The sequence below is a fragment of the Kitasatospora sp. NPDC096204 genome, assembly GCF_044763205.1.
Taxonomy (GTDB): Bacteria; Actinomycetota; Actinomycetes; order Streptomycetales; family Streptomycetaceae; genus Kitasatospora.
This window is the reverse complement of the sequence record NZ_JBIWFT010000002.1, coordinates 348,743-374,874: the sequence shown is the minus strand read 5'-3', so window position 1 is coordinate 374,874 and position 26,132 is coordinate 348,743. Positions and strand designations below refer to the sequence as shown.

Annotated in this window: 10 protein-coding genes; 2 read left to right on the top strand and 8 right to left on the bottom strand. The window is 74.6% G+C overall.

From position 1 onward, the window contains the following. Positions 1–177 precede the first annotated feature (177 nt). The 7 genes from ACIQ87_RS03330 to ACIQ87_RS03300 form a co-directional block, all read right to left on the bottom strand. Positions 178–1,209: a pyridoxal phosphate-dependent aminotransferase gene (locus ACIQ87_RS03330; RefSeq protein ID WP_402400785.1), complete on the bottom strand. Its 1,032-nt coding sequence runs from the start codon at positions 1,207–1,209 to the stop codon at positions 178–180. Next, positions 1,209–2,255, bottom strand: coding sequence for an SAM-dependent methyltransferase (locus ACIQ87_RS03325; RefSeq protein WP_402400782.1), 1,047 nt, complete (start codon positions 2,253–2,255; stop codon positions 1,209–1,211). Before ACIQ87_RS03325 ends, ACIQ87_RS03330 begins: the two co-directional genes overlap by 1 nt. Before the next feature lie 104 nt (positions 2,256–2,359). After that, positions 2,360–9,442, bottom strand: a complete 7,083-nt coding sequence (locus tag ACIQ87_RS03320) for an amino acid adenylation domain-containing protein (RefSeq protein ID WP_402400779.1) — start codon at positions 9,440–9,442, stop codon at positions 2,360–2,362. A gap of 123 nt (positions 9,443–9,565) precedes the next feature. Continuing rightward, positions 9,566–19,195 (bottom strand): amino acid adenylation domain-containing protein, encoded by a 9,630-nt coding sequence (locus tag ACIQ87_RS03315; protein WP_402400776.1) that lies wholly within the window; start codon positions 19,193–19,195, stop codon positions 9,566–9,568. Between the two features lie 618 nt (positions 19,196–19,813). Further along, positions 19,814–20,026, bottom strand: a complete 213-nt coding sequence (locus tag ACIQ87_RS03310; protein WP_392872619.1) for an MbtH family protein — start codon at positions 20,024–20,026, stop codon at positions 19,814–19,816. Between the two features lie 76 nt (positions 20,027–20,102). Beyond that, positions 20,103–20,261, bottom strand: coding sequence for a hypothetical protein (locus ACIQ87_RS03305; protein ID WP_402400773.1), 159 nt, complete (start codon positions 20,259–20,261; stop codon positions 20,103–20,105). Between the two features lie 180 nt (positions 20,262–20,441). After that, positions 20,442–21,737, bottom strand: coding sequence for an IS256 family transposase (locus ACIQ87_RS03300; RefSeq protein WP_402400770.1), 1,296 nt, complete (start codon positions 21,735–21,737; stop codon positions 20,442–20,444). Between the two features lie 338 nt (positions 21,738–22,075). On the opposite strand from ACIQ87_RS03300, the gene ACIQ87_RS03295 reads away from it, so the two are divergent. Beyond that, positions 22,076–23,059 (top strand): LuxR C-terminal-related transcriptional regulator, encoded by a 984-nt coding sequence (locus ACIQ87_RS03295; protein ID WP_402400767.1) that lies wholly within the window; start codon positions 22,076–22,078, stop codon positions 23,057–23,059. Positions 23,060–23,140: 81 nt separating this feature from the next. Here the strand turns inward: ACIQ87_RS03295 and pstS are convergent, their stop codons facing one another. After that, a complete protein-coding gene (pstS, locus tag ACIQ87_RS03290) occupies positions 23,141–24,253 on the bottom strand; it encodes a phosphate ABC transporter substrate-binding protein PstS (protein ID WP_402400929.1) in 1,113 nt (370 codons plus the stop codon). A 412-nt stretch (positions 24,254–24,665) separates the two neighbouring features. Between pstS and ACIQ87_RS03285 the strand changes: the two genes are divergently transcribed. After that, a complete protein-coding gene (locus ACIQ87_RS03285) occupies positions 24,666–26,087 on the top strand; it encodes an APC family permease (RefSeq protein WP_402400765.1) in 1,422 nt (473 codons plus the stop codon). The last annotated feature ends 45 nt before the right edge of the window (positions 26,088–26,132 follow it).

Genomic DNA, 26,132 nt, shown 5'->3' with positions numbered 1-26,132 from the left:
GAGTGTGCGTGGGTGTGCGGTGGTGCGGTGTACGGGAGGTGCCACAGGTGCAGGAGGTTCCGCAGGTGCTGGACGTGCTGGAGGTGCAGGGAGTTCCGGACGTGCCGGACGTGCCGCAGGTGCGGGGAGTGCCCGGGGTGCGCCCTGACGCACGCGGGGTGCTCAGGGCGCCGGGCGTCAGGGTGCGACGGGGTGGGCCGGCGCGAGCGGGGCGACGGCGGCGAAACCCTCGATCACCGCGTCGTTGGCGTCCTTCTCGCCGATGGCGACCCGGACGCCCATCCCGGGGTAGTAGCGGACGGCCACGCCCAGGCGCTCCAGCTCCGCGCGCAGCGGCAGCTGGTCCCCCGGGGCGTCGACCCACAGGAAGTTGGTGACGCTGGGCGCCACCGTCCAGCCGAGCCGCAGCAGTTCGGCCTCGGTGCGCTCCCGCTCCGCGGCGATCCCGGCGATCCGGTGCGCCATCTCGTCGCCGGCGGCGACGGAGGCGAGCAGGCCCGCCTCCTGGAGCCGGTTCACCGCGTACGGCACCTGGTGGTCCCGCACCCGCTGGGCCACGGACTCCTCCGCCAGCGCGTAGCCGATCCGCAGCGCCGCGATGCCGTGCGACTTGGACAGCGTGCGCAGCACCACCAGGTTCGGCCACTCGGCGATCCGGGCCGGCACGTCCGGGGCCTGCCAGCCCAGGGCGAAGTCGACGTACGCCTCGTCGAGCAGGATCAGCGCGGTGGACGGCACCCGGCGGAAGAACTCCGTCAGCTCGGCCCAGGAGTAGACCGTGCCGGTCGGGTTGTGCGGGTTGCACAGCACGACGATCCGGGTGCGCCCGTCCATCCGCTCGGCCATCGCCGCCAGGTCGTGCCGGGCGTCGGGGCCGAGCGGGACCGGCCGGGCCTCGGCCCGGGCGATCTCGCAGAACAGCGGGTACGCGTCGAAGCAGGGGTCCGAGTGCACCACGTTGTCGCCGGGCTCGACGACCGCGTGGAAGAGGTCCAGTGCCACGCCCGCCGAGCCGTGGCCGACCACGACCTGGCCGGCCGGGACGCCCTGCCAGTCGGCGACGATCCCGGCGATCCGCTCCGGACGGAAGTCCGGGTAGCGGTGCAGGTCGGCACTGGCCTCGGCCAGCGCGGCCCGCACCGACGGCAGCGGCGGGTACGGGTGCTCGTTCTGCGCCAGCAGGTATCTGGCGCCCGACGGGGCGGCCATCAGTCGGCCTGGAGGACGTAGAGCCAGGAGTGCGGGGTGGCCAGCGCCTCGACGCGGTCGATCCGCAGGCCGGCGTCGGTGAACAGCTGCTCGTAGGTGGCCTTGGTGTGCAGCGGCACGCCCATCATCGCGTGCGCCAGCTCGAAGCCGACCGAGAAGACCGGCTGGGCGCCCTCGGAGGTGCCAGGGTCGCGCAGCATGGTGTCGCCGAGGACGAAGGTGCGGGCCTTCGGGAAGGCCTCCCGCATCCGGGTGAAGATCGACGAGCGGGTGGACGGGTCGGCCAGCAGGTCGTGCAGCAGGAAGAAGCTCATCACGGTGTCGACCTCGGCCACCTCGGCGGCCTCGGCGTCGTTGTCGATCTGGGTGCCGAGCAGGCCCAGCACGTCCGCGCGGACGGCGGTGACCCGGTCCTGCATGCCGGCCTCGACGATGTCGCGGCGGGCGATGTCGGTGGCCGGGCGGCTGATGTCGATGCCCAGGCCCCGGGTGCCCTCGCGCTGCGAGACCACGCGGCGCACCCGGGCGGAGGTGCCGGAGCCCAGGTCGGCGATGGTGCGGAAGTCGATGCCGTTCAGCACGTCGGTCAGCTGGGCGGCGAACATCGACTGGTCGCACTGGGCGGAGCCGAGGGCGACCATCGCCTCGTCGCGGAAGACGTCCTCGTTGTAGCGGTGGGTGCCGGCGCTCAGGTGGCCGGCGCGGCCGAACACGTCGTGGTAGCCGCCGACGGCCCAGGTGAAGTAGCCGCGCGCGGCGGCGATCTCCATGCCCGCCTCGGTGGGCAGGTAGGCGTCGCCGTCGGCCTTGAGGTAGCCGTAGTCGGCGGCGGCGCGCAGCACGGCCTCGGTGCGGGCGGTGTCGCCGGCCTGGGCGGTGGCCTCGGCGGCCGAGAGCGGCTCGCCGCGCCCGATCGACTCCAGCAGGCCGATCCGGTCCAGCGCGAAGATCACGTTGGCGGCGATGAAGCCGTTGTAGGCGTCGGTCGAGGTGATCGGCGACGGGGTGATGCCACGCCAGGTGTCGGGGATGGCCGCAGTGGTCATGGTGGTGTCCGTTTCTCCGTGGGCGGGCCGGGTGCGGTCCGCGTGGTGTGCGCAGGTCGGTTGCCTGCGGTCGGTAGGGGTGCTGAGTCGGTGGGGCGGACGGGTCAGGGAGTCAGGTGGGCGGCGAGCACCGGGCCGATGACGGCGAGCGCTTCGGAGCTCGTCATCGCGCCGTGGGTGCTCGGCACCTCGTGGACGTCGAGCCGTCCGCCCAGGTACGGGCGCCAGCTCTCCGGGTCGGGGGCGTCGGCCGGCCGGTCCTTGGCGGCGGTGAAGAACACCGCGTCGCCGTCGTAACCGGGCAGCGGGAGCGCGTGGGACAGCTCGGCGTTGGCCTGGAAGACCGAGACCACCCGGGCCACCCCGGCGCCGCTGAGGCCGGCGAGCGGGCCCTCGCCGCCCCGGACGAGCGCGGCGTAGCCGTCCTCGTCCGCGGGCCAGGCGGTGACCTCCCCGACCGGGTGGCCGAGCGAGTCGAGGATCACCTCGAGCTGCGCCGGGTCGTCCCGCCACTGCTCGGGCCCCGGCTCGCCGGTGCCCGGGTAGGCGTCCAGCAGGGCCAGCAGCCGGACCTCCTCGCCCTGTTCGCGCAGCAGCGCGGCGATCGCGTGGGCGACGGCCCCGCCGAAGGACCAGCCGAGCAGGGCGTACGGGCCCTCGGGGCGGACGGTGCGGATCTGCGCGAGGTAGGTGCGGGCCAGTTCCCCGACGGTGGCCGGGTGCGCGCCCGGATCGGCCAGGCCGGGGGCCTGGAGGCCGTAGATCGGCTGCTCGGCGTCGAGGTGGCGCAGCAGGCCGGTGTAGACCCAGCTGATGCCGGCGGCCGGGTGGACGCAGAACAGCGGCGGGCGCGAGCCGCGGGTGCGGATCGGCAGCAGGACGGGGAAGCTCTCGGCGGCCGGGCCCCGGGTGAGCCGCTCGGCCAGCCGGGCGACGGTCGGCGCCTCGAACACCGCGCGGACGCCGATCTCCTCGTCCTCGCCGACCAGTTCGCGCAGGCCCGCGACCAGCCGGCTGGCCAGCAGCGAGTGCCCGCCCAGCTCGAAGAAGTTGTCGTCGACGCCGACCTTCTCCAGCCCGAGCAGGTCGGCGAACAGGCCGCAGAGCAGTTCCTCCCGCGGCGTCGCGGGCGCCCGCCCGGAGCCGAGCCAGGTGGCGTCGGGGGCCGGGAGGGCCTTGCGGTCGACCTTGCCGTTGGCGGTCAGCGGCAGGGCGTCCAGGGTGACGACCGCCGAGGGCACCATGTAGTCCGGCAGGGACGCGCCGACGTGGGCCCGCAGCGCGGCCTGGTCGACGCTCTGCCCGGGGTGGGCGACGGCGTAGCCGACCAGCCGGCGGTCGCCCGGGCGGTCCTCCCGGACCAGCACGAACGCCTGGGCCAGCGAGGGGTGCCGGGCGAGCACGGCCTCGATCTCGCCGGGCTCGATCCGGAAGCCGCGGATCTTGACCTGGTGGTCGGTGCGGCCCAGGTACTCCAGGGTGCCGTCGGCCTGGCGGCGGACCAGGTCGCCCGAGCGGTACATCCGGCTGCCGGGGGCGCCGTACGGGTCGGCGACGAAGCGCTCGGCGCTCTGGCCCGGCCGGTTGAGGTAGCCGCGGGCCAGGCCCGCGCCGGCGATGTACAGCTCGCCCTCGACCCCGGCCGGGACGGGCTGCAGCGCCGCGTCCAGGACGTAGAGCCGGGTGTCCGGCACCGGCCGGCCCATCGGCGGGGCGATCCGGCCGCTGAGCGGGCTGCTCATGCTGGCGCAGACGGTGGACTCGGTCGGGCCATAGGCGTTGACCATCCGCAGCCGGGCCGACCAGTGCTCGACCAGGTCGGGCGGGCAGGCCTCGCCGGCGACGACCAGGGTGGCGCCCACGGGCAGCGCGTCCGGGGCGAGCACGGCCAGCGCGGTCGGCGGCAGGGTCAGGTGGGTGACGCCCTGTTCGGCGATCAGCGCCGTCAGCGAGGGGCCGGGCAGCAGCCGGTCGGCGTCGCCGAGGACGGCCCGGGCGCCGGTGAGCAGGGCCATGCCCAGCTCCCAGACGGCCGCGTCGAAGGACGGCGAGGCGAACAGCAGTACCCGGCTGTCCGGGGTGACGGCCAGGTTCCGCCGCTGGCTCTCCACCATGGCGGCGAGGCCGCTGTGGGTGACCACCACGCCCTTGGGGCGGCCGGTGGAGCCCGAGGTGTAGATGACGTACGCGGCGGAGTGCGGGGTGATCGCGGTGCCGGTGAGGTCGTGCGACGGGTGGCCGGAGGCGTCCAGGTCCTCGAGCAGCAGCCGGGGGACGGTGCTGTCGCCGAGTACGTCGTCGGCCAGCGCCTTGCTGGTGAGGACCAGCGCGGGCGCGGCGTCGTCCAGCATGTAGGCGATCCGGTCGGCCGGGTAGCGCGGGTCCAGCGGCTGGAAGACGGCGCCGGCCTTGAGCACCGCGAGCTGGGCGACGATCAGTTCGACCGAGCGCTCCAGGGCGATCGCGACGAACCGCTCGGGGCCCGCGCCGTGCTCGATCAGCAGCCGGGCGAGGCGGTTGGCGCGCTCGTTCAGTTCGCCGTAGGTGACCTGCTCGGTGCCGAAGGACAGCGCGACGGCCTCCGGCCGGGCGGCGGCCTGCGCTTCGAACAGCGACGGGAAGGTGCCGAGCGGGAGGTCCTCCCGGGTGTCGTTCCAGCCGGTGAGCAGCTGCTCGCGCTCCTCGGGCGCCAGCACCTCGACCCGGCCCACGGACTGGTCCGGGTCGGCCAGCACCGCGCGCAGGGCGCGCTCCAGACGGGCGGCCGTCGCCTCGGCGGTGGCCCGGTCGAACAGGTCGACGGCGTACTCCAGCGTCAGGCCCAGCCCGGCGGGCCTGCCGTCCGCGTCGAAGCTCTCGCTGAAGGCGAAGGTCAGGTCGAACTTGGCGAGGTCCGAGTCCAGTTGCTCGACCCGGCCGGGCAGGCCGCCGAGGCTGATCTCCCCGGCCTCGCCGCCGGAGGTGAGCATCACCTGGCAGAGCGGGTGGCGGGCGGTCGAGCGCACCGGGTTGAGCAGCTCGACCAGCCGCTCGAAGGGCACGTCCTGGTGCTCGAAGGCGTCCAGGGTGGCGACCCGGACGCGCTCCACCAGCTCGCGGAAGCTCGGGTCGCCGCTCAGGTCGGTGCGCAGCACCAGGGTGTTGACGAAGAAGCCGACCAGGTCCTCCAGCGCCTCGTCGGTGCGCCCGGCCACCACGGTGCCGATCGGCAGGTCGGTGCCCGCGCCGATCCGGCCCAGCGTGGTGGCCAGCGCGGCCTGCATCACCATGAACACGCTGGCCCGGCTCTGCTGCGCCAACTCGACCAGGGCGGTGTGGAGTCCGGCGTCCATCCGGAGTTCCACCGCGGCGCCGCGGCGGCTCGGGGCGGCGGGGCGGTGGCGGTCGAAGGGGAGCGTCAGCTCCTCCGGGAGGTCGGCCAGGGCCTGCTGCCAGTAGGCGAGTTGGGCGTTCAGCAGGTCACTGGGCCGCTCGTCGGTGCCGAGCAGCTCGTGCTGCCAGAGGGTGTAGTCGGCGTACTGCACGGGCAGCGGCCGCCACTGCGGCCCGGTGCCGGCGAGGCGGGCCCGGTAGGCCTCGGCGAGGTCGCGCAGCAGCGGGACCACGGACCAGCCGTCGGTGGCGATGTGGTGCATCAGCACCAGCAGGACGTGCTCCTCGCCGGGCAGCGAGAACAGGGTGGCGCGCACCGGCAGGTCGCGGGCGAGGTCGAAGACCTCCGCGCCGGCCTCGGCGAGGGCCCGGTGGAGCTCCTCCTCGTCGGCCACCGCCGCGGTCCGCAGCGGGAGTTCGGGGTGTTCCAGGAGCAGCTGGTGCGGCTGTCCTTCGGTGGTCGGGTAGACGGTGCGCAGCACCTCGTGGCGGTCGAGCAGGTCCGCCAGGGCCGTCCGGAGGGCGGCGGCGTCGACCGGGCCGGTCAGCCGGACGGCGCACGGGGTGTTGTAGAGCGTGCTCGGGCCCTCGAACTGGTCGATGAACCACAGGCGTTGCTGCGCGGGGGAGAGCGGGACGCGCTCGGGCCGCGTGGCGGGCCCGAGGGCCGGGCGGGCGGCCGGCTCCTCGGTGCCCGGGGTGGGCAGGGCGGCGGCCAGCGCGGCCACGCTGGGGGCGTCGAACAGTGTCCGGACGGGCAGTTCGGTGCCGAGCGCGGTGCGGATGCGGCTGACCAGCTTGGTGGCGAGCAGCGAGTGGCCGCCCAGGTCGAAGAAGCTGTCGTCGATCCCGATCCGCTCCAACCCGAGGACGTCGGTGAAGAGTTCGCACAGCGCGCGCTCGGTGTCGGTGCGCGGGGCGCGGCCCTCGGCGGCCCCGGTGTAGTCGGGGGCGGGCAGGGCGCGGCGGTCGACCTTGCCGTTGGCGGTCACCGGGAGGGCGTCGAGGACGACCACGGCGGCCGGGAGCATGTAGCTGGGCAGGCTGTCGGCGACGGCGGCGCGCAGTTCGGCGGGGGCGGCCCCGCCGGTGGCGTAGACCACCAGGCGCTTGTCGCCGGGCCGGTCCTCGCGGACCACGGCGAAGGCCTGGCCGACGGCCGGGAGGGCGGTGAACGCGCCCTCGACCTCGCCGAGTTCGATCCGGAAGCCGCGGATCTTCACCTGGTCGTCGGCCCGGCCGAGGAACTCCAGGACGCCGTCGGCGGTCCAGCGGACCAGGTCGCCGGTGCGGTACATCCGGCTGCCCGGCTCGCCGAACGGGCAGGCCACGAAGCGCTCGGAGGTCAGCGCGGGGCGGCCGACGTAGCCGCGGGCCAGGCCCTCGCCGGCGATGTACAGCTCCCCGGCCACGCCGGCCGGCACCGGCCGCAGCGCGGTGTCCAGCACGTACGGCCGGGTGTTGTTCAGCGGGCTGCCGATCGGCACCACGGCGGGGACAGGCTCGCCCGGGCGCATGGTGAAGACGGTCTTGATCGCGGTGGTCTCGGTGGGCGCGTACACCGCGAGCACGTCGGTGTCCGGGCAGGCCCGGTGGATCCGGCGGACGGACTCCGGCGGGACGACGTCGCCGCCGGTCCACACCTGGCGCACGTCGCGGAAGGCGGCCGGGTTCTCGTCGGCCATCAGCCGCAGCAGGCCGGACGGGGCCTGGACCAGGGTCACCCGGTGGGTGGTGACGGTCTCGGCGAGGCGGCGGATGTCCAGCTCGCCGGGCTCGGCGAGGACGATCGCCCCGCCGGTGACCAGCGGCGCCCAGATCTCGGTGGTGGAGGCGTCGAAGGCGGTGGGCGAGTGCAGCAGCACCCGCTCGTGGTGGCCGGCCCGGAAGTGCGGGTTGCCGAGCAGGTCGACCACGTTGCGGTGGGTGACGGCGACGCCCTTGGGCACCCCGGTCGAGCCGGAGGTGTACATCACGTAGACCAGCTGGCCGGGCAGCACCGGCACGGCCGGGTTGTCCGCCGCGGGGGCCTCGTCGAGCAGCGTCCCGGTGACCTCGACGGTGGCGAAGCCGCCGGTGGCGAGCACCGGGTGGTCCCGGTGGGCCGGGTCGACGAGCAGCAGGCCGGTGCGGGTGTCGGCGAGGATGTGCTGGAGCCGGTCCAGCGGGTAGCGGTCGTCCAGCGGGACGTAGGTGCCGCCCGCCTTGGCGATCGCGAGGACGGCGGTGAGCAGCCCGGAGGAGCGCTCCATCAGCACCGCGACCGGCTGTTCGGTGGTCAGCCCGCGCTCCAGCAGCAGGGCGGCGAGCCGGTTGGCGCGGTCGTTCAGCTCGGCGTAGTCGAGCCGCTCGGTGTCGGAGACGAGGGCGAGGGCCTCGGGGGTGGCGGCGGCCTGGGCCTCGAACAGCCGGGGCAGGCTCTGCTCGGCGACCGGCGCGGCCGGCCCGTTCCAGCCGGCGAGGAGCAGCTCGCGCTCGGCCGGGTCGAGGATCTCCACGGTGCCGATCGGGGCCTCGGGGGCGGCGACGGCGGCGCGCAGCACCCGCACCAGCCGCTCGGCGAGGGAGACGGCGGTGGCGTGGTCGAAGAGGTCGGCGGCGTAGTCGACGGCGGCGCGCACGCCCAGGCAGGTGCCGTCGGGCGCGAGCCGCTCGACGAAGTTGAAGTTGAGGTCGAACTGGGCCTGCGCCTCGCCGACCTCGACCGGGGTGCCCACCGCGGCGCCGAAGGCGAGGTCGCCGGCCCGCTCCGCGTTCAGTGTGACGACGGTCTGGAAGAGCGGGTGGCGGGCGGGGGTGCGGGTCGGGTTGAGGCGCTCGACCAGGCGCTCGAAGGGGATGTCCTGGTGGTCGTACGCGTCCAGGTCGGTGCGCCGGACCCGGTCCAGCAGCTCGAGGAAGCTGGGGTCGCCGCTGGTGTCGGTGCGCAGCAGCAGGGTGTTGACGAAGAAGCCGACCAGGTCGTCGAGGGCTTCGTCGGTGCGGCCGGCGACGGGGGTGCCGAGCGGCAGGTCGGTGCCGGCGCCGAGGCGGGTGTAGAGGGCGGCGACCGCGGCCTGCAGCGCCATGAACAGGCTGGCGTGCCGACCGGAGGCCAACTCGGTGAGGGCGGTGTGCAGTTCGGCGTCCAGCTCGAAGTCGGCGGCGCCGCCGCGGCGGCTCGGCAGGGCCGGGCGCGGCCGGTCGTAGGGGAGCGCCAGCTCCTCCGGCAGGCCGGACAACTCCTGCTGCCAGTGGGCGAGTTGCAGGGAGACGACGCTCTCCGGGTCGTCCTCCTCGCCGAGCAGTTCGCGCTGCCAGAGGGTGTAGTCGGCGTACTGCACCGGCAGCGGCTCCCACTGCGGCTCGGTGCCGGCGAGGCGGGCCCGGTAGGCCTCGGCGAGGTCGCGGAAGAGCGGGGCCACCGACCAGCCGTCGCTGGCGATGTGGTGGGTGAGCAGCAGCAGGACGTGCTCGTCCGGCGCGGGCAGGGCGTACAGCCAGGCCCGGACCGGGAGGTCCGCGGCGAGGTCGAAGACCTGCCCGGCGGCCTCGCGCATCAGCTCGTGCAGTTCGGCCTCGCCGGCCGCCGGCACCCGGTGCAGCGGCGGGCGCCCTTCGGCGAGGATGTGCTGGTGGGGCTGGCCGTCGGTGGTGGGGAAGACGGTGCGCAGCACCTCGTGCCGGTCCACCACGTCCCCGAGCGCGCCTTCGAGGGCGGCGGCGTCGAGCTCACCGGTCAGCCGGAGGGCGAACGGAGTGTTGTAGAGGGCGCTCGGGCCCTCGAACTGTTCGATGAACCAGAGCCGCTGCTGGGCGAACGACAACGGGATCAAGGTCTGCCTCCGACTGGCGACGTACGGCTGCTGTGGCTGGTGGGGACGCTCCGCCCGGTGGGGCGGGGCGGTCGAGGGGCGGGGCGGGCCGCCGCCGATGGGCGGCCCGCGTCCCGCCGCCGGTCAGGCCTGCGGGCGGCGCATCGGCCGCAGGGCCGGGCGGGCCTTCTTCGGTGCGGGCGCCTGCTCGCCGCCGGGCAGGACGGCGGCGAGGGCGGCGACCGTGGGCGCGTCGAACAGCGTGCGGATCGGCAGCTCCGCGCCGAGGGTGGCGCGGATGCGGCTGACCAGCCGGGTGGCGAGCAGGGAGTGGCCGCCGAGGTCGAAGAAGCGGTCGTCGATGCTGACCGTCGGCACGCCCAGCACCTCGGCGAACAGGGCGCAGAGCTCCCGCTCGCGCTCGGTGCGCGGGGCGCGGCCCTCGGCCGCCCCGGCGTACTCGGGCGCGGGCAGGGCCCGGCGGTCGACCTTGCCGTTGGCGGTGACCGGCAGGCTGTCCAGGACGACCACGGCGGCCGGGAGCATGTAGCCGGCGAGGCGGTCCGCGACGAAGGCGCGCAGCTCGCCGTCGGTGGCCTTGCCGGTGGCGTACACCACCAGGCGCTTGTCGCCCGGCTGGTCCTCGCGGACCACCGCGAGCGCCTGGCCGACGCTCTCGTGGGCGGTGAACGCGGCCTCGACCTCGCCGAGTTCGATCCGGAAGCCGCGGATCTTCACCTGGTCGTCGGCGCGGCCGAGGAACTCCAGGACGCCTCCCCCAGCGCCCCCAGCCTGGCGGCTGGGAGGTGCCCCCACCGGCCGGGGGGACCCCCATGCCGTCCAGCGGGCGAGGTCCCCGGTGCGGTACATCCGGCCGCCGGGCTCGCCGAACGGGCAGGCGACGAAGCGTTCGGCGCTGAGCGCCGGGCGGCCGACGTAGCCGCGGGCCAGGCCGGCCCCGGCGATGTACAGCTCGCCCGCCACCCCGGCCGGCACCGGGCGCAGCCCGGCGTCCAGCACGTACAGCCGGGTGTTGGCCAGCGGGCGCCCGATCGGCACCGTGCTCGGCACCGCCGTGGCGTCCGGCATCGGGTACTGGGTGGCGCACAGGGTGGTCTCGGTCGGCCCGTAGAGCGCCCGCACCGCGATGCCGGGGACGGCCTCCAGCACCCGGCGCACGGCCGGGGCGGAGACCACGTCGCCGCCGGTCAGCACCTCGCGCACACCGGCGAAGATGGCCGGGTCCTCCTCCGCGATGACCCGGAACAGGCCGGCGGTGACGTGCACGTGGGTGAGCGCGTGGACCCGGACCAGGTCGCGGATGGCGGCCGCGTCCAGGTCGCCCTGCGGCGCGACGACCACCCGGCCACCGGACAGCAGCGGCACCCAGATCTCGTAGGTCGAGGCGTCGAAGGCGTGCGGCGCGTGGAACAGCACCCGCAGGCCCTCGTCGTGCCGCCAGCACGGGTCGGTGGCGAGCTGCACCACGTCCCGGTGGGTGATCGCGATGCCCTTGGGCTCCCCGGTGGAGCCGGAGGTGAACATCACGTACGCGAGCTGCTCCGGGTGGGGCGCGGCCCGGTGGGCGAGCCGCTCGCGCGGACCCTCGAACCAGCCCTCGGTGAGCGGCAGGACGGGGCAGGGGGCGTCGGCGGCCAGTGGGTGGTCCCGGTGCGCCGGGTCGACCAGGACGAGCGCCGCGGCCGTCTCGGCGGTGACCCGCCGCAGCCGCTGGGCCGGGTGCCGGTCGTCCAGCGGGACGTACACGCCGCCCGCCTTGGCCACCGCGAGGATCGCCGTCAGCAGGTCGGCGGAGCGGTCCATCAGCAGGACCACCGGCGTCTCGGCGCCGACCCCGGCGGCGGCCAGGTGGGCCGCCAGGTGCTCGGCGCGGGAGTCCAGTTCGGCGTAGCTGAGGGTGGCGTCCGCGGTGACCACGGCCGGCGCGTCGGGGGTGGCGGCGGCCTGGGCCTCGAACAGCTCCGGCAGGGTCGCGTCCGGGACGGGCGCCGCGGTGTCGTTCCAGCCGGTGAGGAGCAGCTCGCGCTCGGCCGGGTCGAGGATCTCGATGCCGCCGATCGGCGCGTCCGGGGTGGCCACGGCGGCGCGCAGCACCCGCAGCAGCCGCTCGCCGAGGGCGGCCACGGTGGCGTGGTCGAAGAGGTCGACGGCGTACTCGACCGCCACCGTCAGGCCCGCCTGGGGGCCCTGCTCGGTGAAGCGGAAGGACAGGTCGAACTTGGCCACGTCCAGCTCGAAGGGGTGCTCCGCGCAGCCCAGGTCGTCGAAGGCGGCCGGCACCGTCACCCGGCTCTCCAGTGCCACCAGGGTCTGGAAGAGCGGGTGGCGGGCGGGGGTGCGGGTCGGGTTGAGGTGCTCGACCAGGCGCTCGAAGGGGATGTCCTGGTGGTCGTAGGCGTCCAGGTCGGTGCGCCGGACCCGGTCCAGCAGTTCCCGGAAGCTGGGGTCGCCGCTGGTGTCGGTGCGCAGCAGCAGGGTGTTGACGAAGAAGCCGACCAGGTCGTCGAGGGCTTCGTCGGTGCGGCCGGCGACGGGGGTGCCGAGCGGCAGGTCGGTGCCGGCGCCGAGGCGGGTGTAGAGGGTGGCGACCGCGGCCTGCAGCGCCATGAACAGGCTGGCGTTCTGCGCCGCCGCCAACTCGCCGAGCTTTCCGTGCAGTTCGGCGTCGACGGTGACCTCGACCAGGCCGCCCCGGTGCCCCGGCACGGCCGGGCGCGGCCGGTCGTAGGGGAGCGCCAGCTCCTCCGGCGCGTCGGCCAGGGCCTGCTGCCAGTAGGCGAGTTGGGCGTTCAGCAGGTCGCTGGGCCGCTCGTCGGTGCCGAGCAGTTCGCGCTGCCAGAGGGTGTAGTCGGCGTACTGCACGGGCAGCGGCCGCCACTGCGGCTCGGCGCCGGCGCAGCGGGCCCGGTAGGCCTCGGCGAGGTCGCGGAAGAGCGGCTCCACCGACCAGCCGTCGCTGGCGATGTGGTGCATCAGCACCAGCAGGACGTGCTCGTCGTGCGGCAGCGACAGCAGGGTGGCGCGCACCGGCAGGTCGCGGGCGAGGTCGAAGACCTCCTCGCCGGCGGTGACCAGTGCGGTCCGCAGCTCGGCCCCGTCGGCGACCGGCACCCGGTGCAGGGCCAACTCGTCGGCTGAGGTGACCAGTTGGTGCGGCTGTCCGTCGACGGTCGGGAAGACGGTGCGCATCACCTCGTGCCGCTCCGCCACGTCCCGGACGGCCCGCTCCAGGGCGGCGGCGTCGACGGCGCCGGTGAGCCGGACCGCGACGGGGGTGTTGTAGAGCGCGCTCTGGCCCTCGAACTGCTCGATGAACCACAGGCGTTGCTGTGCGGAGGAGAGCGGCACGCGCTCCGGCCGCTCGGCCGGCCGCAGGGCCGGGCGGGCCGCGGCGGAGTCGGGCAGCGCGGCGGCCAGCAGGGCCACCGTCGGGTTGTCGAAGAGCGCGCGGATCGGCAGCTCGGCGCCCAGCCCGGCGCGGACGCGGCTGACCAGCTTGGTGGCGAGCAGCGAGTGCCCGCCGCGCTCGAAGAAGTTGTCGTCGATGCTGATCCGGGCGAGCCCGAGGACCTCGGCGAACAGCTCGCACAGGGCCCGCTCGGTGGCGTTGCGCGGCTCGCGCCCGCCGTCGGCGCCGTTGTAGTCGGGCGCGGGCAGGGCCTTGCGGTCCACCTTGCCGTTGGGGTTCACCGGCAGCTCGTCGAGGACGACGATCGCGGCTGGCAGCATGTAGCCGGGCAGCCGGTCGGTGACGAAGTCGCGCAGCTCCTCGGCCCGCACCTCGCCGGTGACGTACGCGACCAGGCGCTTGTCGCCCGGCTGGTCCTGGCGGACCGCCACGCAGACCTGGCCGACCGCCGGGTGGGCGGTGAACGCCGCCTCGACCTCGCCGAGTTCGATCCGGAAGCCGCGCAGCTTGACCTGGTCGTCCGCTCGACCGACGAACTCCAGTTCACCCGAGGGGGTCCAGCGGACCACGTCGCCGGTGCGGTACATCCGGCCGCCGGGCTCGCCGAACGGGCAGGCCACGAAGCGCTCGGAGGTCAGGCCGGGTCGGCGGACGTAGCCGCGGGCCAGGCCGTTGCCGCCGATGTACAGCTCGCCGGCCACCCCGACCGGCACCGGGCGCAGCCCGGCGTCCAGCACGTACAGCCGGTTGTTGGGCAGCGGCCGGCCGATCGGCACGACGGCGGGCACCTCGGCGGCCGAGGTCATCGGGAAGTGCGTCGCGAAGGTGGTCGTCTCGGTGGGCCCGTAGACGTTGACCAGCCGCAGTCCGGGGCAGCTGTCCAGCACCCGCCGCATGGCGACCGGCGAGGCGATGTCCCCGCCCGTCCACACCTCGTGCAGCCCGGCGAAGGTCTCCGGGGCCTCGGCGGCCAGCACGTTGAACAGGCCGACGCTGATCCAGGCGGAGGTGGTCCGCTCGTGGCCGATCACCGCCGCCAGCTCGGCGATGCCGAGCCGGCCGGCCGGGGCGATCACCAGCTGGCCGCCGGAGAGCAGCGGGGTCCAGATCTCGTAGGTGGAGGCGTCGAAGGCGGAGGGCGCGTGCACCGGCAGCCGCTCGTGGCCTCCGCCGGTGAACTGCCCGCCGAGGGCGAGGTCCACCACGCCGCGGTGGGTGACGGCGATGCCCTTGGGCACGCCGGTCGAGCCCGAGGTGTGCATCACGTACACCAACTGGTCGGCGCGCTGCGGCAGTCCGAGGTTCTCCGGGTGCTCCTCTGCGTGCGGGTCGAGCACGGTCAGGCCGGCCAGCGCGGGGTGCCCGCGGTGCGCGTCGTCGGCCAGCACCAGCTCGGCCCCGGCGTCCGCGAGGACGGTCCGCAGCCGGTCCGCCGGCTGGGCGTCGTCCAGCGGCACGTACAGGCCGCCGGCCTTGAGCACCGCCAGGATCGCCACCACCTGGGCGGCCGAGCGGTCGATCATCAGCGCGACCGGCGTCTCCCGGACGACCCCGGCCTCGACCAGCCGCAGCGCCAGGCCGTTGGCCCGGGCGTTGAGCTGGGCGTAGGTCAGCTCGGCGTCGTCGGCGGTGAGCGCGATCGCGTCCGGGGTCGCGGCGGCCCGTGCCTCGAACAGTTCGGGCAGCGAGCCCTCCGGCAGCGGGGTGCCGGTGCCGCTCCACTCGGTGACCAGCTCGGCGCGCTCGGCCGCGGTCAACACCTCGACGGTGCCGACGAGTTCGGCCGGGTCGGCGACGATCCGGTCGAGCAGGGCGAGGAAGCGGTCCAGCAGGGCGCGGGCCTCGTCGGCGGTGAAGGCGTCCGGCTGGTGGTCCAGGCGCAGCTGGAGGCCGTCGCCGGGGGTGAGGGCCAGCACCAGCGGGTAGTGGGCGCTGTCGACGTCCTCGACCAGGGTGACGCCGGTCGCGCCGCTCGGGTCGGCGTCGTCCAGGGCGGACGGGTCCGGGTAGTTGCCGTACACCGTGACAGTGTCGAACAGGCTTCCCATCCCGGCGAGTTGCTGGATCTCGGTGAGGCTGAGGTGCTGGTGGTCCAGCAGCGCGGACTGCTCGTGCTGCAGGCGCAGCAGCAGCTGGCCCCAGCTCTCCGCCTGGTCCAGGCGCACCCGCACCGGCACGGTGTTGATGAGCAGGCCCATCATCCGCTCCACGCCCGGCAGGTCGTGCGGGCGGCCGGAGACGGTGGTGCCGAACAGCACGTCCTCGCGGCCGGTGAGCCGCGCCAGCAGCACGCCCCAGGCCGCCTGGACCAGGGTGTTGAGGGTGACGCCGTAGCGGCGGGCGGTACGGGCGAGGGCCTCGGTGCGCTCCGGGGTGAGCCCGGTGTGCAGGCGCAGCGGCAGCTGCGGGGTGGCGGCGGAGCGGCCGGGCGCGAGCAGGGTGGGCTCGTCGGCGCCGGCCAGCGCCTGGGCCCAGGCGGCGCGGGCGGCCACGCCGTCGCGCCGGGTGATCCAGCGCAGGTACTCGCGGTACGGGGCGGCCGGGGCCATCGGCTGCTCGAAGTACAGGCCCCACAGCTCCTCGGCGAACAGCGGGGTGGACCAGCCGTCCAGCAGGATGTGGTGCGCGGAGGCGATCAGCTGGTGCTGCCCTGGGGCGAGTCTGAGCAGGGTGTAGCGCAGCAGCGGCGGGCGGTCGAGGTCGAAGCGGCGGCCGTACTCGGCGGCGGCGATCCTGGCGGCCTCCGCCCGCGGGTCGGCGTGCTCGCTCAGGTCGAGGACGGTGAAGGGCAGTTCGACGCCGTCCGGGACGACCTGCACCGGCGGGCCGTCGTGCCGCTGGTGGAACGCGGCCCTGAGGTTCGGCTGGCGGACCAGCAGCGCCTCGGCGGCGGCGCGCAGCCGGTCGGCGTCCACCGGGCCGGTCAGGTCGAAGGTCACCACCGAGGTGTAGACGTCCGCGCCCTCGGCGTCGTACGCCGAGTGGAAGGCCATGCCTTGCTGGAGCGGCGAGGTGGGCCAGACGTCCACCAGGCGGGCCGGGGCGTGGTGGGCGGCGAGCGCGTCCACCTCGTCCTGGGTCAGCTCGACCAGCGGGAAGTCGGAGGGGGTGTGCCCGCCCGCGTCCGGCCGCTCGGCGTGCTCGGCGAGCGCGCCCAGCGCGGCGAACCAGGCCTCGGCGAAGGCGCGCACCCGCTCCTCGGAGAGCAGCCCGGAGGCGTACGACCACTGGGCGACCAGCAGCGGGCCCTGCGGGGTGTCCACGGTGGTGGCGTCCAGGCCGAGCACCCGGCCGAGCGCGAGGCCCGTCGCGGCGCCCTCGGACATCGCCTCGGTGCCGGCCAGCACGTCCTCGGCGGTGACGCCCTCGGGCGCGAAGCGGCCCAGGTAGTTGAACTCGATCTGCGGGTCGGCGCAGTCGGCGAGGACGGCGGCGGTCTCCGGGTTGAGGTGGCGCAGCAGGCCGAAGCCGATGCCGTTGTCCGGGACGGCCCGCAGCTGCTCCTTCACCCGGCCGAGGGCCCGGCCGAGCTCGGGGCCGGCCGCGGTGACCTCGGACCAGTCCGGAGCCCCGGGGGCGAGCCGGACGGGGTAGACGGAGGTGAACCAGCCGGCGGTGCGGTGGAGGTCGACGCCCTCCACGATCTCCTCGCGGCCGTGGCCCTCCACGGTGACCAGCACCGCGCCGTCGGGCCCGGTGGTCTCCAGGCCGCGCCAGTGGCCGAGGGCCAGCGCCAGCGCCGTCAGCAGCACGTCGTTGACCTGGGCGTGGTAGGCGGCGGTGACCTTGGTGAGCAGTGCCTGGGTGGTCTCGGCGGGCAGCACCAGCCGCAGCAGGCCCTCGGTGGCGTAGGTGTCCTGCGAAGGGTCCAGCGGGCGGTCGCCGAGCAGCGGGTCCGGGGTTGCCAACGCGGCCTGCCAGAGCGGGAGTTCGGCGGCGCGACGGTCGGTGTTGGCCTCGGCGGTGAGCCGCTGGGCCCAGCGGCGGAAGGAGGTGGGCACCGGCGCGAGTTCGACGGCCCGGCCCTCGCGGAGCGCGTCGAGCGCGCCCAGCAGGTCCTCCTCGACGATGCGCCAGGTGACGCCGTCCACCACCAGGTGGTGGATCACCAGCAGCAGCTGCGAGGGCAGCTCCGGGCCGGCGTCGAAGCGCACGGCCCGCACCATCCGGCCGTCCTCGGGCGACAGCCGCTCGCGGGCGGCCTCGGTCGCGGCGCGCAGCGCCCCGGCGGTGGCCGGGCCCTCGACCAGGCTCAGCACGTCGGCCGCGGCGACGGCGCCGGGCTCCGGCACGTGCAGCGTCCAGGGGCGCTCGGCGAGCGGGGAGGTGCGGGCGCGGAACAGGTCGTGGTGGTCGAGCAGGGCCTGGACGGCGGCGGTCAGGTGCTCCCGGGTGGTGCCGGCGGGCAGGGTGAGCAGGGTCGACTGGTAGAAGCTCTCGACCGCGCCGTGCTGCGCGGCCAGCCAGTGCACGATGGGCGTCGGCGGCACCTCGCCGAGGCCGGCCCCGGCGGGCTCGACGACGACCGGGCCCTCCAGCGGACGGGCGATCAGCGCCAGCGCCTCGACGGTCGGGGCGAGGAACACCTCGCGCGGGGTGAGCTGGAGGCCCGCGTGCCGGGCTCTGGAGACCAGCTGGATGGCGACGATGGAGTCCCCGCCGAGCTCGAAGAAGGACTCCGTGACGCCCACCCGGGGCAGGCCCAGCACCTCGCCGAACAGCCGGACCAGGGTGTGCTCCAGCTCCCCGACGGGGGCGCGGCCGTCCTCCTCGCCGGCGCCGAACACCGGCGCGGGCAGGGCGCGCTTGTCCACCTTGCCGTTGGGCGTCAGCGGCAGCCGGTCGAGCACCACGACGGTGGGCACCATGTGGTCGGGCAGCCGCTCGGCGCAGTACGCCCGCAGCTCGGCCGGGTCGGCGGCGCCGACGGTGTAGCCGACCAGCCGGCGCTCGCCCGGGCGGTCCTCGCGGACCAGCACCACGGCCTGGCGCACCTCGGGGTGGGCGGAGAGGGTCTGCTCGATCTCGCCGAGCTCCACCCGGAAGCCGCGGATCTTCACCTGGTCGTCGGCCCGGCCGAGGAAGTCCAGCTGGCCGTCCGGGCGGTAGCTGCCGAGGTCGCCGGTGCGGTACATCCGGCTCCCGGGCTCGCCGTACGGGTCGGCCACGAAGCGTTCGGCGGTCAGGCCGGGACGGTTGAGGTAGCCGCGGGCCAGGTGCGGGCCGGCCAGGTACAGCTCGCCCACGGTGCCCGGCTCGACCGGGCGCAGCCGCTCGTCCAGCACGTGGATGCGCACGTCCTGGCAGGGCCGGCCGATCGGCGGCTGCTCCTCGCCGGTGAGCGGCTCGCTCATGGAGACGATGACGGTGGCCTCGGTCGGCCCGTAGCTGTTGAGCATCAGCCGGCCGCGGCCGCAGCGGGCGGCCAGCTCGCGGGACACGGCCTCGCCGCCGCCGATCAGGGTGCGCAGCGAGGGCATCGGCAGGTCGGGCAGGGTGGAGATCATCGCGGTGGCGATGTCGGCGTGGGTGACGCCGAACCGGTCGATCAGGGCGGCCAGCGGCTCGCCGACCAACTGGCTCTGCTCGCGCGGCAGGACGAGCGCGGCGCCGGTGGTGAGGGCGACGCACAGGTCGGAGACGGAGACGTCGAAGCTGAGCGAGGAGGCCTGGAGCACCCGGCTGCCGGGGCCGACCCCGGTGGCGGCGACCTGGGTGCCGATCATGCTGGGCAGCCCGGTGTGGGTGACGGCCACGCCCTTGGGCACGCCGGTGGAGCCGGAGGTGTAGATGACGTACGCGGTGTTCGGCGCGCTCAGCGGCCGCACCCGCTCGGCGGCGGTGAACGGGGCGTCGCTGCGGGCGTCGAGTTCGGCCCGGTGCTCGGGGGAGTCGAGCAGCAGGAGCGGGGCGCCGGTCTCGGGCAGTTGCCCGGCGGCCTCGGCGGTGGTGAGCACCAGGGCGGCGCGGGAGTCGGTCAGCATGTGGCGCAGCCGCTCGGCCGGGTAGGCCGGGTCGGCGGGCAGCCAGGCGGCGCCGGTCTTGGCGACGGCGAGGATCGCGGCGATCGCCTCGGGGGACTTCGGCAGGGCCAGCGCGACGACGTCCTCGGTGCCCAGGCCGCGGGCGGCCAGCACCCGGGCCAGCCGGTTGGCGCGGGCGTCCAGTTCGGCGTACGTGAGGGTGGTGCCCTCGGCGTACAGCGCGGGGGCGTCGGGGGTGCGGGCGACCTGGGCGTCGACCAGCTCGGTGAGGGTCGGACGGGCGTCGGGACGGGCGCGGCACAGGACCTCGGCCGATTCCGGCCGCTGCTCGGATCTGTGCGTCTGCTGGACCCCGGACATGTGACTCTCTCCCTCGTGCGGCTGGCCCCCGCGGTGGCGGGAGCGGCGAGCTGGGTTGACCTCGGGGCGGTCAGCCCGGCGGTCGGCGGAGCGAAGTTGCGGTCGTCTTGCGGTGCTGGGGGTGTGCTTCGTGTGACGGGCGTGCGGCGCGGCGCGGCGGTGTGGCGGCGCCGGCGCGGTGCGGCGGGTGCCGGCGCGCCGGCGCTGTTCGATGCACGCGCGTAGACGTCGGACACGGGAGCGCGCCGACGGCGTGACGGGGCCGTACGGCGGTGGTGGGGTGCAGCGGTGGCTCGCGAGGGTGAGACGGCTCGCGGTGGTGCGGAGGATCGCGGCGGTGCGGTGTGGTGCGGAGGATCGCGACGGTGCGGTGTGGTGCGATCCGGTGCCGCGATGGTGTGGTGCGATCCGTGCCGCGGGTGGTGCCGACGACCGGGGGAAGGGCCGGGGAGCGGCCGGGTGAGCGGCGGCTCGGGCGCGGTGCCACGCCGGGTGAGCGGCGGTCTGCTCCGCGGTCGGCGCCGAGGCGGTGTGGCCGGGTGAGCGGCCGCTCGGCGGGGATCCCCGTACGGAAGCCGGGTGTTCAGCCCGCCGACGGTCGGTGGGCGGTGGCCGAGGTCAGTGCTCGGACAGCTGCGCGATCAGGCTCTTCGGCCGCAGGTCCTGCCAGTTCTGCTCGACGTAGTCGAGGCAGTCCTGACGTCCGGCGGCGCCGAACACCTGCTGCCAGCCGGCGGGCACCGGGCTGAAGGCCGGCCAGAGCGAGTGCTGGCCCTCGTCGTTGACCAGGACGAGGTAGCTGGCCTCGGGGTCCTCGAACGGGTTCGCCATCGTCGGTTCCTCTCTGATCAGGTCTGTTCGGGGCAGTGCGAGAAGGCGAGGATCGGGTGGTCGACGGAGCCGAGGCTCACGGACCCCAGCCGGAGTCCCCGCAGAGGGAGTCGTGGGCGCCGAGGGAATCCGTGGACGGGTGCGGCCGGTCGTGGAGTCGCAGGCCCACCACGGCGGCCGGTCGAACGGTGCGCATCCCGGGCATCTTGTGGACGCGGACGGCAAGGCTTGGCATCGCGAATTCCTCTTCCTGAGGAGGGCGGTCTGCCCTCTTCGCTCTGAAACGCATCCTGCCGAAGGCCCAAACGTGCTTGGAAGCTCTCTTTGTGATCGTGAACACGCAATGCGGGAACCGGAAGCCTGGGCAGATCGTGTCAAAAACAGACAGACATGATCCAACCCCCGCCTGGCTCTGTCAGATCAGTGGTGGGAGCAGTGCGGAGACGCGCACCCCCGCGCGCCGCCGCGAGCCCCGGCGCAACTCCGCCCGGACGGCGGGCCAGTCCTCGACCCCCGGCCGCCCCGCCCCGGCCGGCGACTCCAGGGCGAGCGTCGCCAGATAGGCGCGCTTGAGCGCGGCCCGTTCGTCCTGCACCCGGCCCGCGGACTGCTCGATCCGGCGCAGCCGGGCGTGCAGCCGCTCCAGCGCGCCCCCGCCCGTCAGCAGCCGCCGCGCCTCGGGTCCGAAGCGGAAACCGGGCGCCAGCAGCGGCCAGCCCGAGCGCCACACCCGGAACACCTCGCGGTGGCTCGGCCCCCACTCCCGCTCGGCCTCGGTCAGCCGCTCCAGCGCGGCCGCCTCGGTCGCCGCCGTACAGGTCCCGCGCAGCGCCCGCGACAGCGCCGCCCAGTCCTCGCCGGGCGCGTGCCGCAGCGCCGCGTGCAGCAGGTGGGCCACCGAGCCGTGCACCACGGTGCTCGGCCACTGCTCGGCCGCCGCCTCGGCCAGCGCCGCGCCGGTGCCGCCGACCAGCACCCAGACCTCCCGCACCCCGCGCCCGGCGAGCCCGGCCAGCACCTGCGGCCACTGCTCCCCGTCCGCGGCCGGCCACAGGCCCAGCACCTCGCGCCGGCCCTCGACGGAGACCCCGAGCGCCAGGTGCACCAGCGGCCCGCCCGAGCGGCCGCTGCGCACCGAGTCGACGAAGACCACCGGGTAGACCGGGTCGAGCCGCCGCCCGCGCCGCTCGGCGAGCTCGTCGAGCACCTGGTCCGTGATGGCCGAGACGGTCTCCCTGCTCAGCTCCACCCCGTACACCTCGGCCAGGTGCGCCACCAGCTCGCCCGAACTGAGGCCGCGCGCGGTCAGCGAGATCACCAGCCGGTCGAGCCCGGGCAGCCGCCGGGCCCGGGGGAGGACGGCCTTGGGGGTGAAGCTGCCCTCGCGGTCCCGGGGCACCCGCACCTCGACCGGGCCGATCTCGGTGAGCAGCCGTCTGGCCCGGGCGCCGTTGCGGCCGTTGCCGCCGGTACCGGACCCGGAGCCGGAATCCGAGCCGGAGCCGCGCAGGTGCTCCTGGAGTTCGAGCTCCAGGGCGCCCTCGATCAGCTGCTTGGCGAAGGCCTGGAGGATCCCGCCGTCGCCCAGCAGCCGGACCGCACCGGAGCCGACCTGCGCGGCGGCGGCCTCCGCGAACTGTCGCACCAGGCGCTGGTCCACCAGGCCGGCGAGGGCGGCGGGCGGTGTCGCTGGGTCGGAATCAGCTCGCAACTGGGGGTGCCTTCCGTCTGTAGGCCGTTCCATGCGCCGACCGCCCGCTCCGGGCACCCCGCCGGGGCGCCAGGTGCGATGCGCCGGCAATCCCCCGGGTCACCGCTGCCGGGCGCGGCCGTGATCGTGACCGCCACCGTCGGCTCCCCCTCCTGCGTGCTCACCCGACTACTGTCAGCCGATGATTTCCGCGCCCATTGGGCGTACACTCACGGCTGTCGGAGCCCGGGGGGCGGCGTCCGAACGGCAGTCACCTCCATCTTGCCGGTTCTGATGCCTGGCGGTAGCCGGTACGGGCATTCGTGAAACCGCAATGCCGAAGCCGGAAGGATGCCCAGATGTGCCCAACTCAGGACAACTGCGCGGAAAGGGGAACCCCCCAGCTCTGCGACCGGGGCATCGAGTTCTACCGCACGGCGCTGGCCGAGGGGGAGGCGACCGGCGAAGCCCCCGAATGCCTGCTCGCCATGGGGCTGCTGCGCCCGCTGCCCGGCCCCGGCGACCGGCTGGCCCCCGTCCCGCCCGACATCGCCGTCACCGGGTTAGCGCGTCCGCTCGAACTCGCCGTACTGGCGCACCAGGAACGGCTCGCCGCGCTGCACACCTCCTTCCACAGTGCCGAGCACGCCTACCGCGACGTCATGCGGCAGGCCAAGCTGCCGATCCGGCTACTGGCGGGCGAGGAGATCAACCTCGCGCTGGAGAAGGCCGTCGCCGCCTGCTCCGAGGAACTGCTCACCGCCCAGCCGGGCGGCGGCCGCGGGCCCGAGCAACTCGCCGACGCGCTCCCGCGCGACCTCGCCCTGGCCGGCCGCGGCGTGCGCCAGCGCACCCTCTACCAGCACACCGTGCGCTCGCACGGCCCGACGCTGGCCTACATCGAGCAGGTCACCGCCCAGGGCGCCCAGGTGCGGACCCTGAACGAGGTCTTCGACCGGGTGATCATCTGCGACCGCACCACCGCCTTCATCCCGGCCGGCGCCGACCGCGAGGCCGCGGCCATGCTCATCGAACTCCCGCCGCTGGTCGAGTACCTGCTCAAGATCTTCGAGCTGATGTGGGAGCGTGCCGAGCCCGTCACCTACCAGCACGGCCACCACCGCCCCCGGCTGCTGACCGCCCGCACCCGCCAGAACGTCCTGCGCCTGATGGTCAACGGCTACACCGACGAGGCCATCGCCTCCCGCCTCGGCATGAGCACCCGCACCGTCTCCAGCCACATCCAGAAGGCCAGCGAACTCCTCGGCAGCCGCAGCCGCGGCCACCTCGGCTACATCATCGCCCGCCAGGGCGTCCTCGACGAGCCCCTCGACGAACTCTGACGAGGGGGCAGCCGGCCGGGTCCTGGAAGACACCGCCGCCGGGCCCCGGTGGGGCCGGCGGCGGCGCGGGTGCGGGGCGGGTCAGGCGAGGGTGGCGACGGCGGCCTTGACCTTGTCGGCGATCGCGGCCGGGAGGGGGACGTAGCCCTTCTCGCCGATGGCCTTCTGGGCGCCGTCGCCGACGGTGTAGGTGAGGAAGGACTTGAGGGCGGCGAGGGTGTCGGCCTTGTTGCCCTTGTCGCAGGCGATCTCGTAGGTGACGAGGACGATCGGGTAGGCGTTGTCGGCCTTGGTGCCGTAGTCGAGGGAGAGCGCGAGGTCGCCGTCGGTGCCGGCCACGGTGGAGGAGGCGATGGTGGCGGCCGCGTTGGCGCCGGTGGCCTCGACGGGCTTGGCGGCGCCGGTGGCGATCCTGGCGCTCTTCAGGTTGTTGACCTGGGCGTAGGAGAGCTCCGCGTAGCCGATGGAGTTCTTGACCTGCTTGATCTGGGCGGAGACGCCGGCGCTGCCGTTGGCGGACTGGCCCTCCTTGCCCTTCCAGGCCTTGTCCGGCGCCGCGCTCCAGGCCCCGCCGGAGGTCTTGGCGAAGTAGGAGGTCAGGTTGTAGGTGGTGCCGGAGTCGTCCGAGCGGTGGAAGGACTGGATCTCCGCGTCCGGCAGCTTGGCGCCCGGGTTGAGGGCGGCGATCGCCTGGTCGTTCCACCTGGTGATCTGCGAGTCGAAGATCTTCGCGGCGGTCGGGCCGTCCAGCACCAGGTTGTCGACGCCGTCCAGGTTGTAGACCAGCGAGACGAGGCCGCCGACCATCGGCAGGTCGATCGCCCGGCCGCCGGTGCAGACCGACTTGGAGGCGTCGACGTCGGCGGGCTTGAGCACGTAGTCGGTGCCCGCGAAGGCGACCTTGCCCTGGTTGAACTGCTGGACGCCCGCGCCGGATCCGCCACCGCTGTAGTTGACGGTGGTGCCGGAACAGGCGGCGTTGTAGGCGGTCTTCCAGACGTCCATCGCGTTGCCCTGCGCGGTGGAGCCGGCGCCGAGGAGGTTCCCGCCCTTCCCTCCGCAGGCGATCGAGGCGGCGCTCGCATCGGTGGGCCCGGGCTTCTCGTCCCCGCAGGCGGTGAGCGTCAGTGCGCCGGCCAGCGCCACCGCGCTCAGGGCGAGGGTGGTGGACCGGCGGTTGCGCTGGAGCATCAGTGGTTCCCTCTCGTCGGAACGGTTCTGGTTCACGGTGCTCGTGCAGGGTTCCGGCAGGCGGCGGTGCGGTCAGGCGGTGCGGCCACACGGCCGGGGCCGGGGGGACGAACGACGCTAGGCGGCCGAGGTGAACGTGATTTCCGGCGGCCGGTGAATCCGGGGTTAACCGAGGGCGGTCGGCGGGGAACCCGACGGCCGGCGCCCGGGCGCGGCGCTCTTATGACAACGGCATTGACGTGTGCGGGCGGCGCCGGTTTCATGGCTCGCACTTCCCGTCCGCGTCACCCCCTCCGACCGGTGCGGGAGCTCCCCCACACGCGCACCCCACGACCAAGGCGGTGATCCGTTGGCATCGACGGTGAAGGACACGGGCGGCAGCCCGAGAGCGGACGCGCGAGCCTCCCACGTCGCGATGCGACAGTCGCTCGGCCTGCTGGACGGGGCGGCGATCGCCGCCTCCAGCACGGCCGCCACCAGCAGTATCGGGATCGGCCTGGGCCTGATGGCCGGGGTGGTCGGCCTGCACCTGCCGGCGATCATGCTGCTGGCCTTCCTGCCGGTGCTCGCCATCGCGGGCGGCTACGGGCGGCTGAACGCCGTCGACCCGGACGCGGGCAGCAGCTACCGCTGGGTCGGCCGCACCCTCAGCCCCTGGCTGGGCTTCCTGACCGGGTGGGTGAACACCGTGGGGACCGTGGTCTTCATGGCGTACACCACGACCGTCACCGGCTCCTCGGTCATCCAACTGCTCGACCTGGCCCACCTGCGCAGCGTCGCGGGCCTGCGGCTGGACGCGGACTCGACGGTGCAGTGCACGCTCATCGGTCTGGTCGTGCTGGTCGGCGCCGCGCTGGTCGCGGTGCGCGGGCTGGACCTGGCCGCGAGGCTGCAGAAGGCGCTGCTGGTCTTCGAGTACGTCGTGCTGCTGGGCTTCTGCGGCTACGGGCTGTTCGCCGGGGACCAGCCGTTCTCGCTCCAGTGGTACAACCCCTTCGACATCCCCTCCTTCGGCGCGGTCGCGCAGGGCATGGTGCTCGCGGTCTTCTGCTACTGGGGCTTCGAGTCGGTGTTCAGTGTCGGCGAGGAGGTGCGCGACCCGCGGGACGCCTCCCGGGGCGGCATGATCGCCCTGGTGGTGATGCTGCTGCTGTTCCTGCTCGCCGGCACCGCGTTCCAACGGGTGCTGCCCTTGGACGAGTTGGCCGACAACGGCGCCCACGGGCTGACCTACTTCGGTACGAAACTGGCCGAACAGCCGCTGGCCGCACTGCCGTTGATCGCACTGATGTTCTCCGCGGTGGCCTCGCTGCAGTCCTCGGTGATCCCGACCGCCCGCGGGATGTACGCGATGGGACGCGACCGGGTGCTCGGCCCGGTCTGGACCCGACTGCACCCCCGCCACGCCACCCCCGCCGCCGGCACCCTGCTGGTCACCGGCTTCGCCGTCGCCCTGGCCCTGTGCGCGATCGCCATCCCGACCGTCAACGACCTGATCTCGGCCGCGGTCAACGCCATCGGCATCGTCGTCGCGCTCTACTACGCGCTCACCGCCATCGCCGCCGCCGTCCGCTTCCGCGGCCTGCTGCGCACCGCCCCACTGGAGGGCCTGCGCGCGGTGGTCGGACCGATCCTGGGCGCGGCGGCGCTGCTCGCCGTCGGCGGCTACCTCGCCTGGACCTTCTACGACTCCGCCGACCACTTCGAACTCGCCGCCGACAACGGCTGGTTCGAGCTGTCCGTGGTGATCCTGATGATCGTCAGCGGGTTGCCGGCGGCGGCCTGGGCCCGCTGGCGGCGGCGCTCGCCGTACTTCCTGGGGGAGACCGCCGGGTAGGACCCGTACGGCGCATGATGCGTGAAGCACGAAGCACGACCAAGC

Coding starts and splice junctions, on each gene's coding strand:
- ACIQ87_RS03295 (WP_402400767.1), top strand. CDS start 22,076: ATGTGCCCAACTCAGGACAACTGCGCGGAAAGGGGAACCCCCCAGCTC.
- ACIQ87_RS03315 (WP_402400776.1), bottom strand. CDS start 19,195: ATGTCCGGGGTCCAGCAGACGCACAGATCCGAGCAGCGGCCGGAATCG.
- ACIQ87_RS03330 (WP_402400785.1), bottom strand. CDS start 1,209: ATGGCCGCCCCGTCGGGCGCCAGATACCTGCTGGCGCAGAACGAGCAC.
- ACIQ87_RS03310 (WP_392872619.1), bottom strand. CDS start 20,026: ATGGCGAACCCGTTCGAGGACCCCGAGGCCAGCTACCTCGTCCTGGTC.
- ACIQ87_RS03285 (WP_402400765.1), top strand. CDS start 24,666: ATGCGACAGTCGCTCGGCCTGCTGGACGGGGCGGCGATCGCCGCCTCC.
- ACIQ87_RS03305 (WP_402400773.1), bottom strand. CDS start 20,261: ATGCCAAGCCTTGCCGTCCGCGTCCACAAGATGCCCGGGATGCGCACC.
- ACIQ87_RS03325 (WP_402400782.1), bottom strand. CDS start 2,255: ATGACCACTGCGGCCATCCCCGACACCTGGCGTGGCATCACCCCGTCG.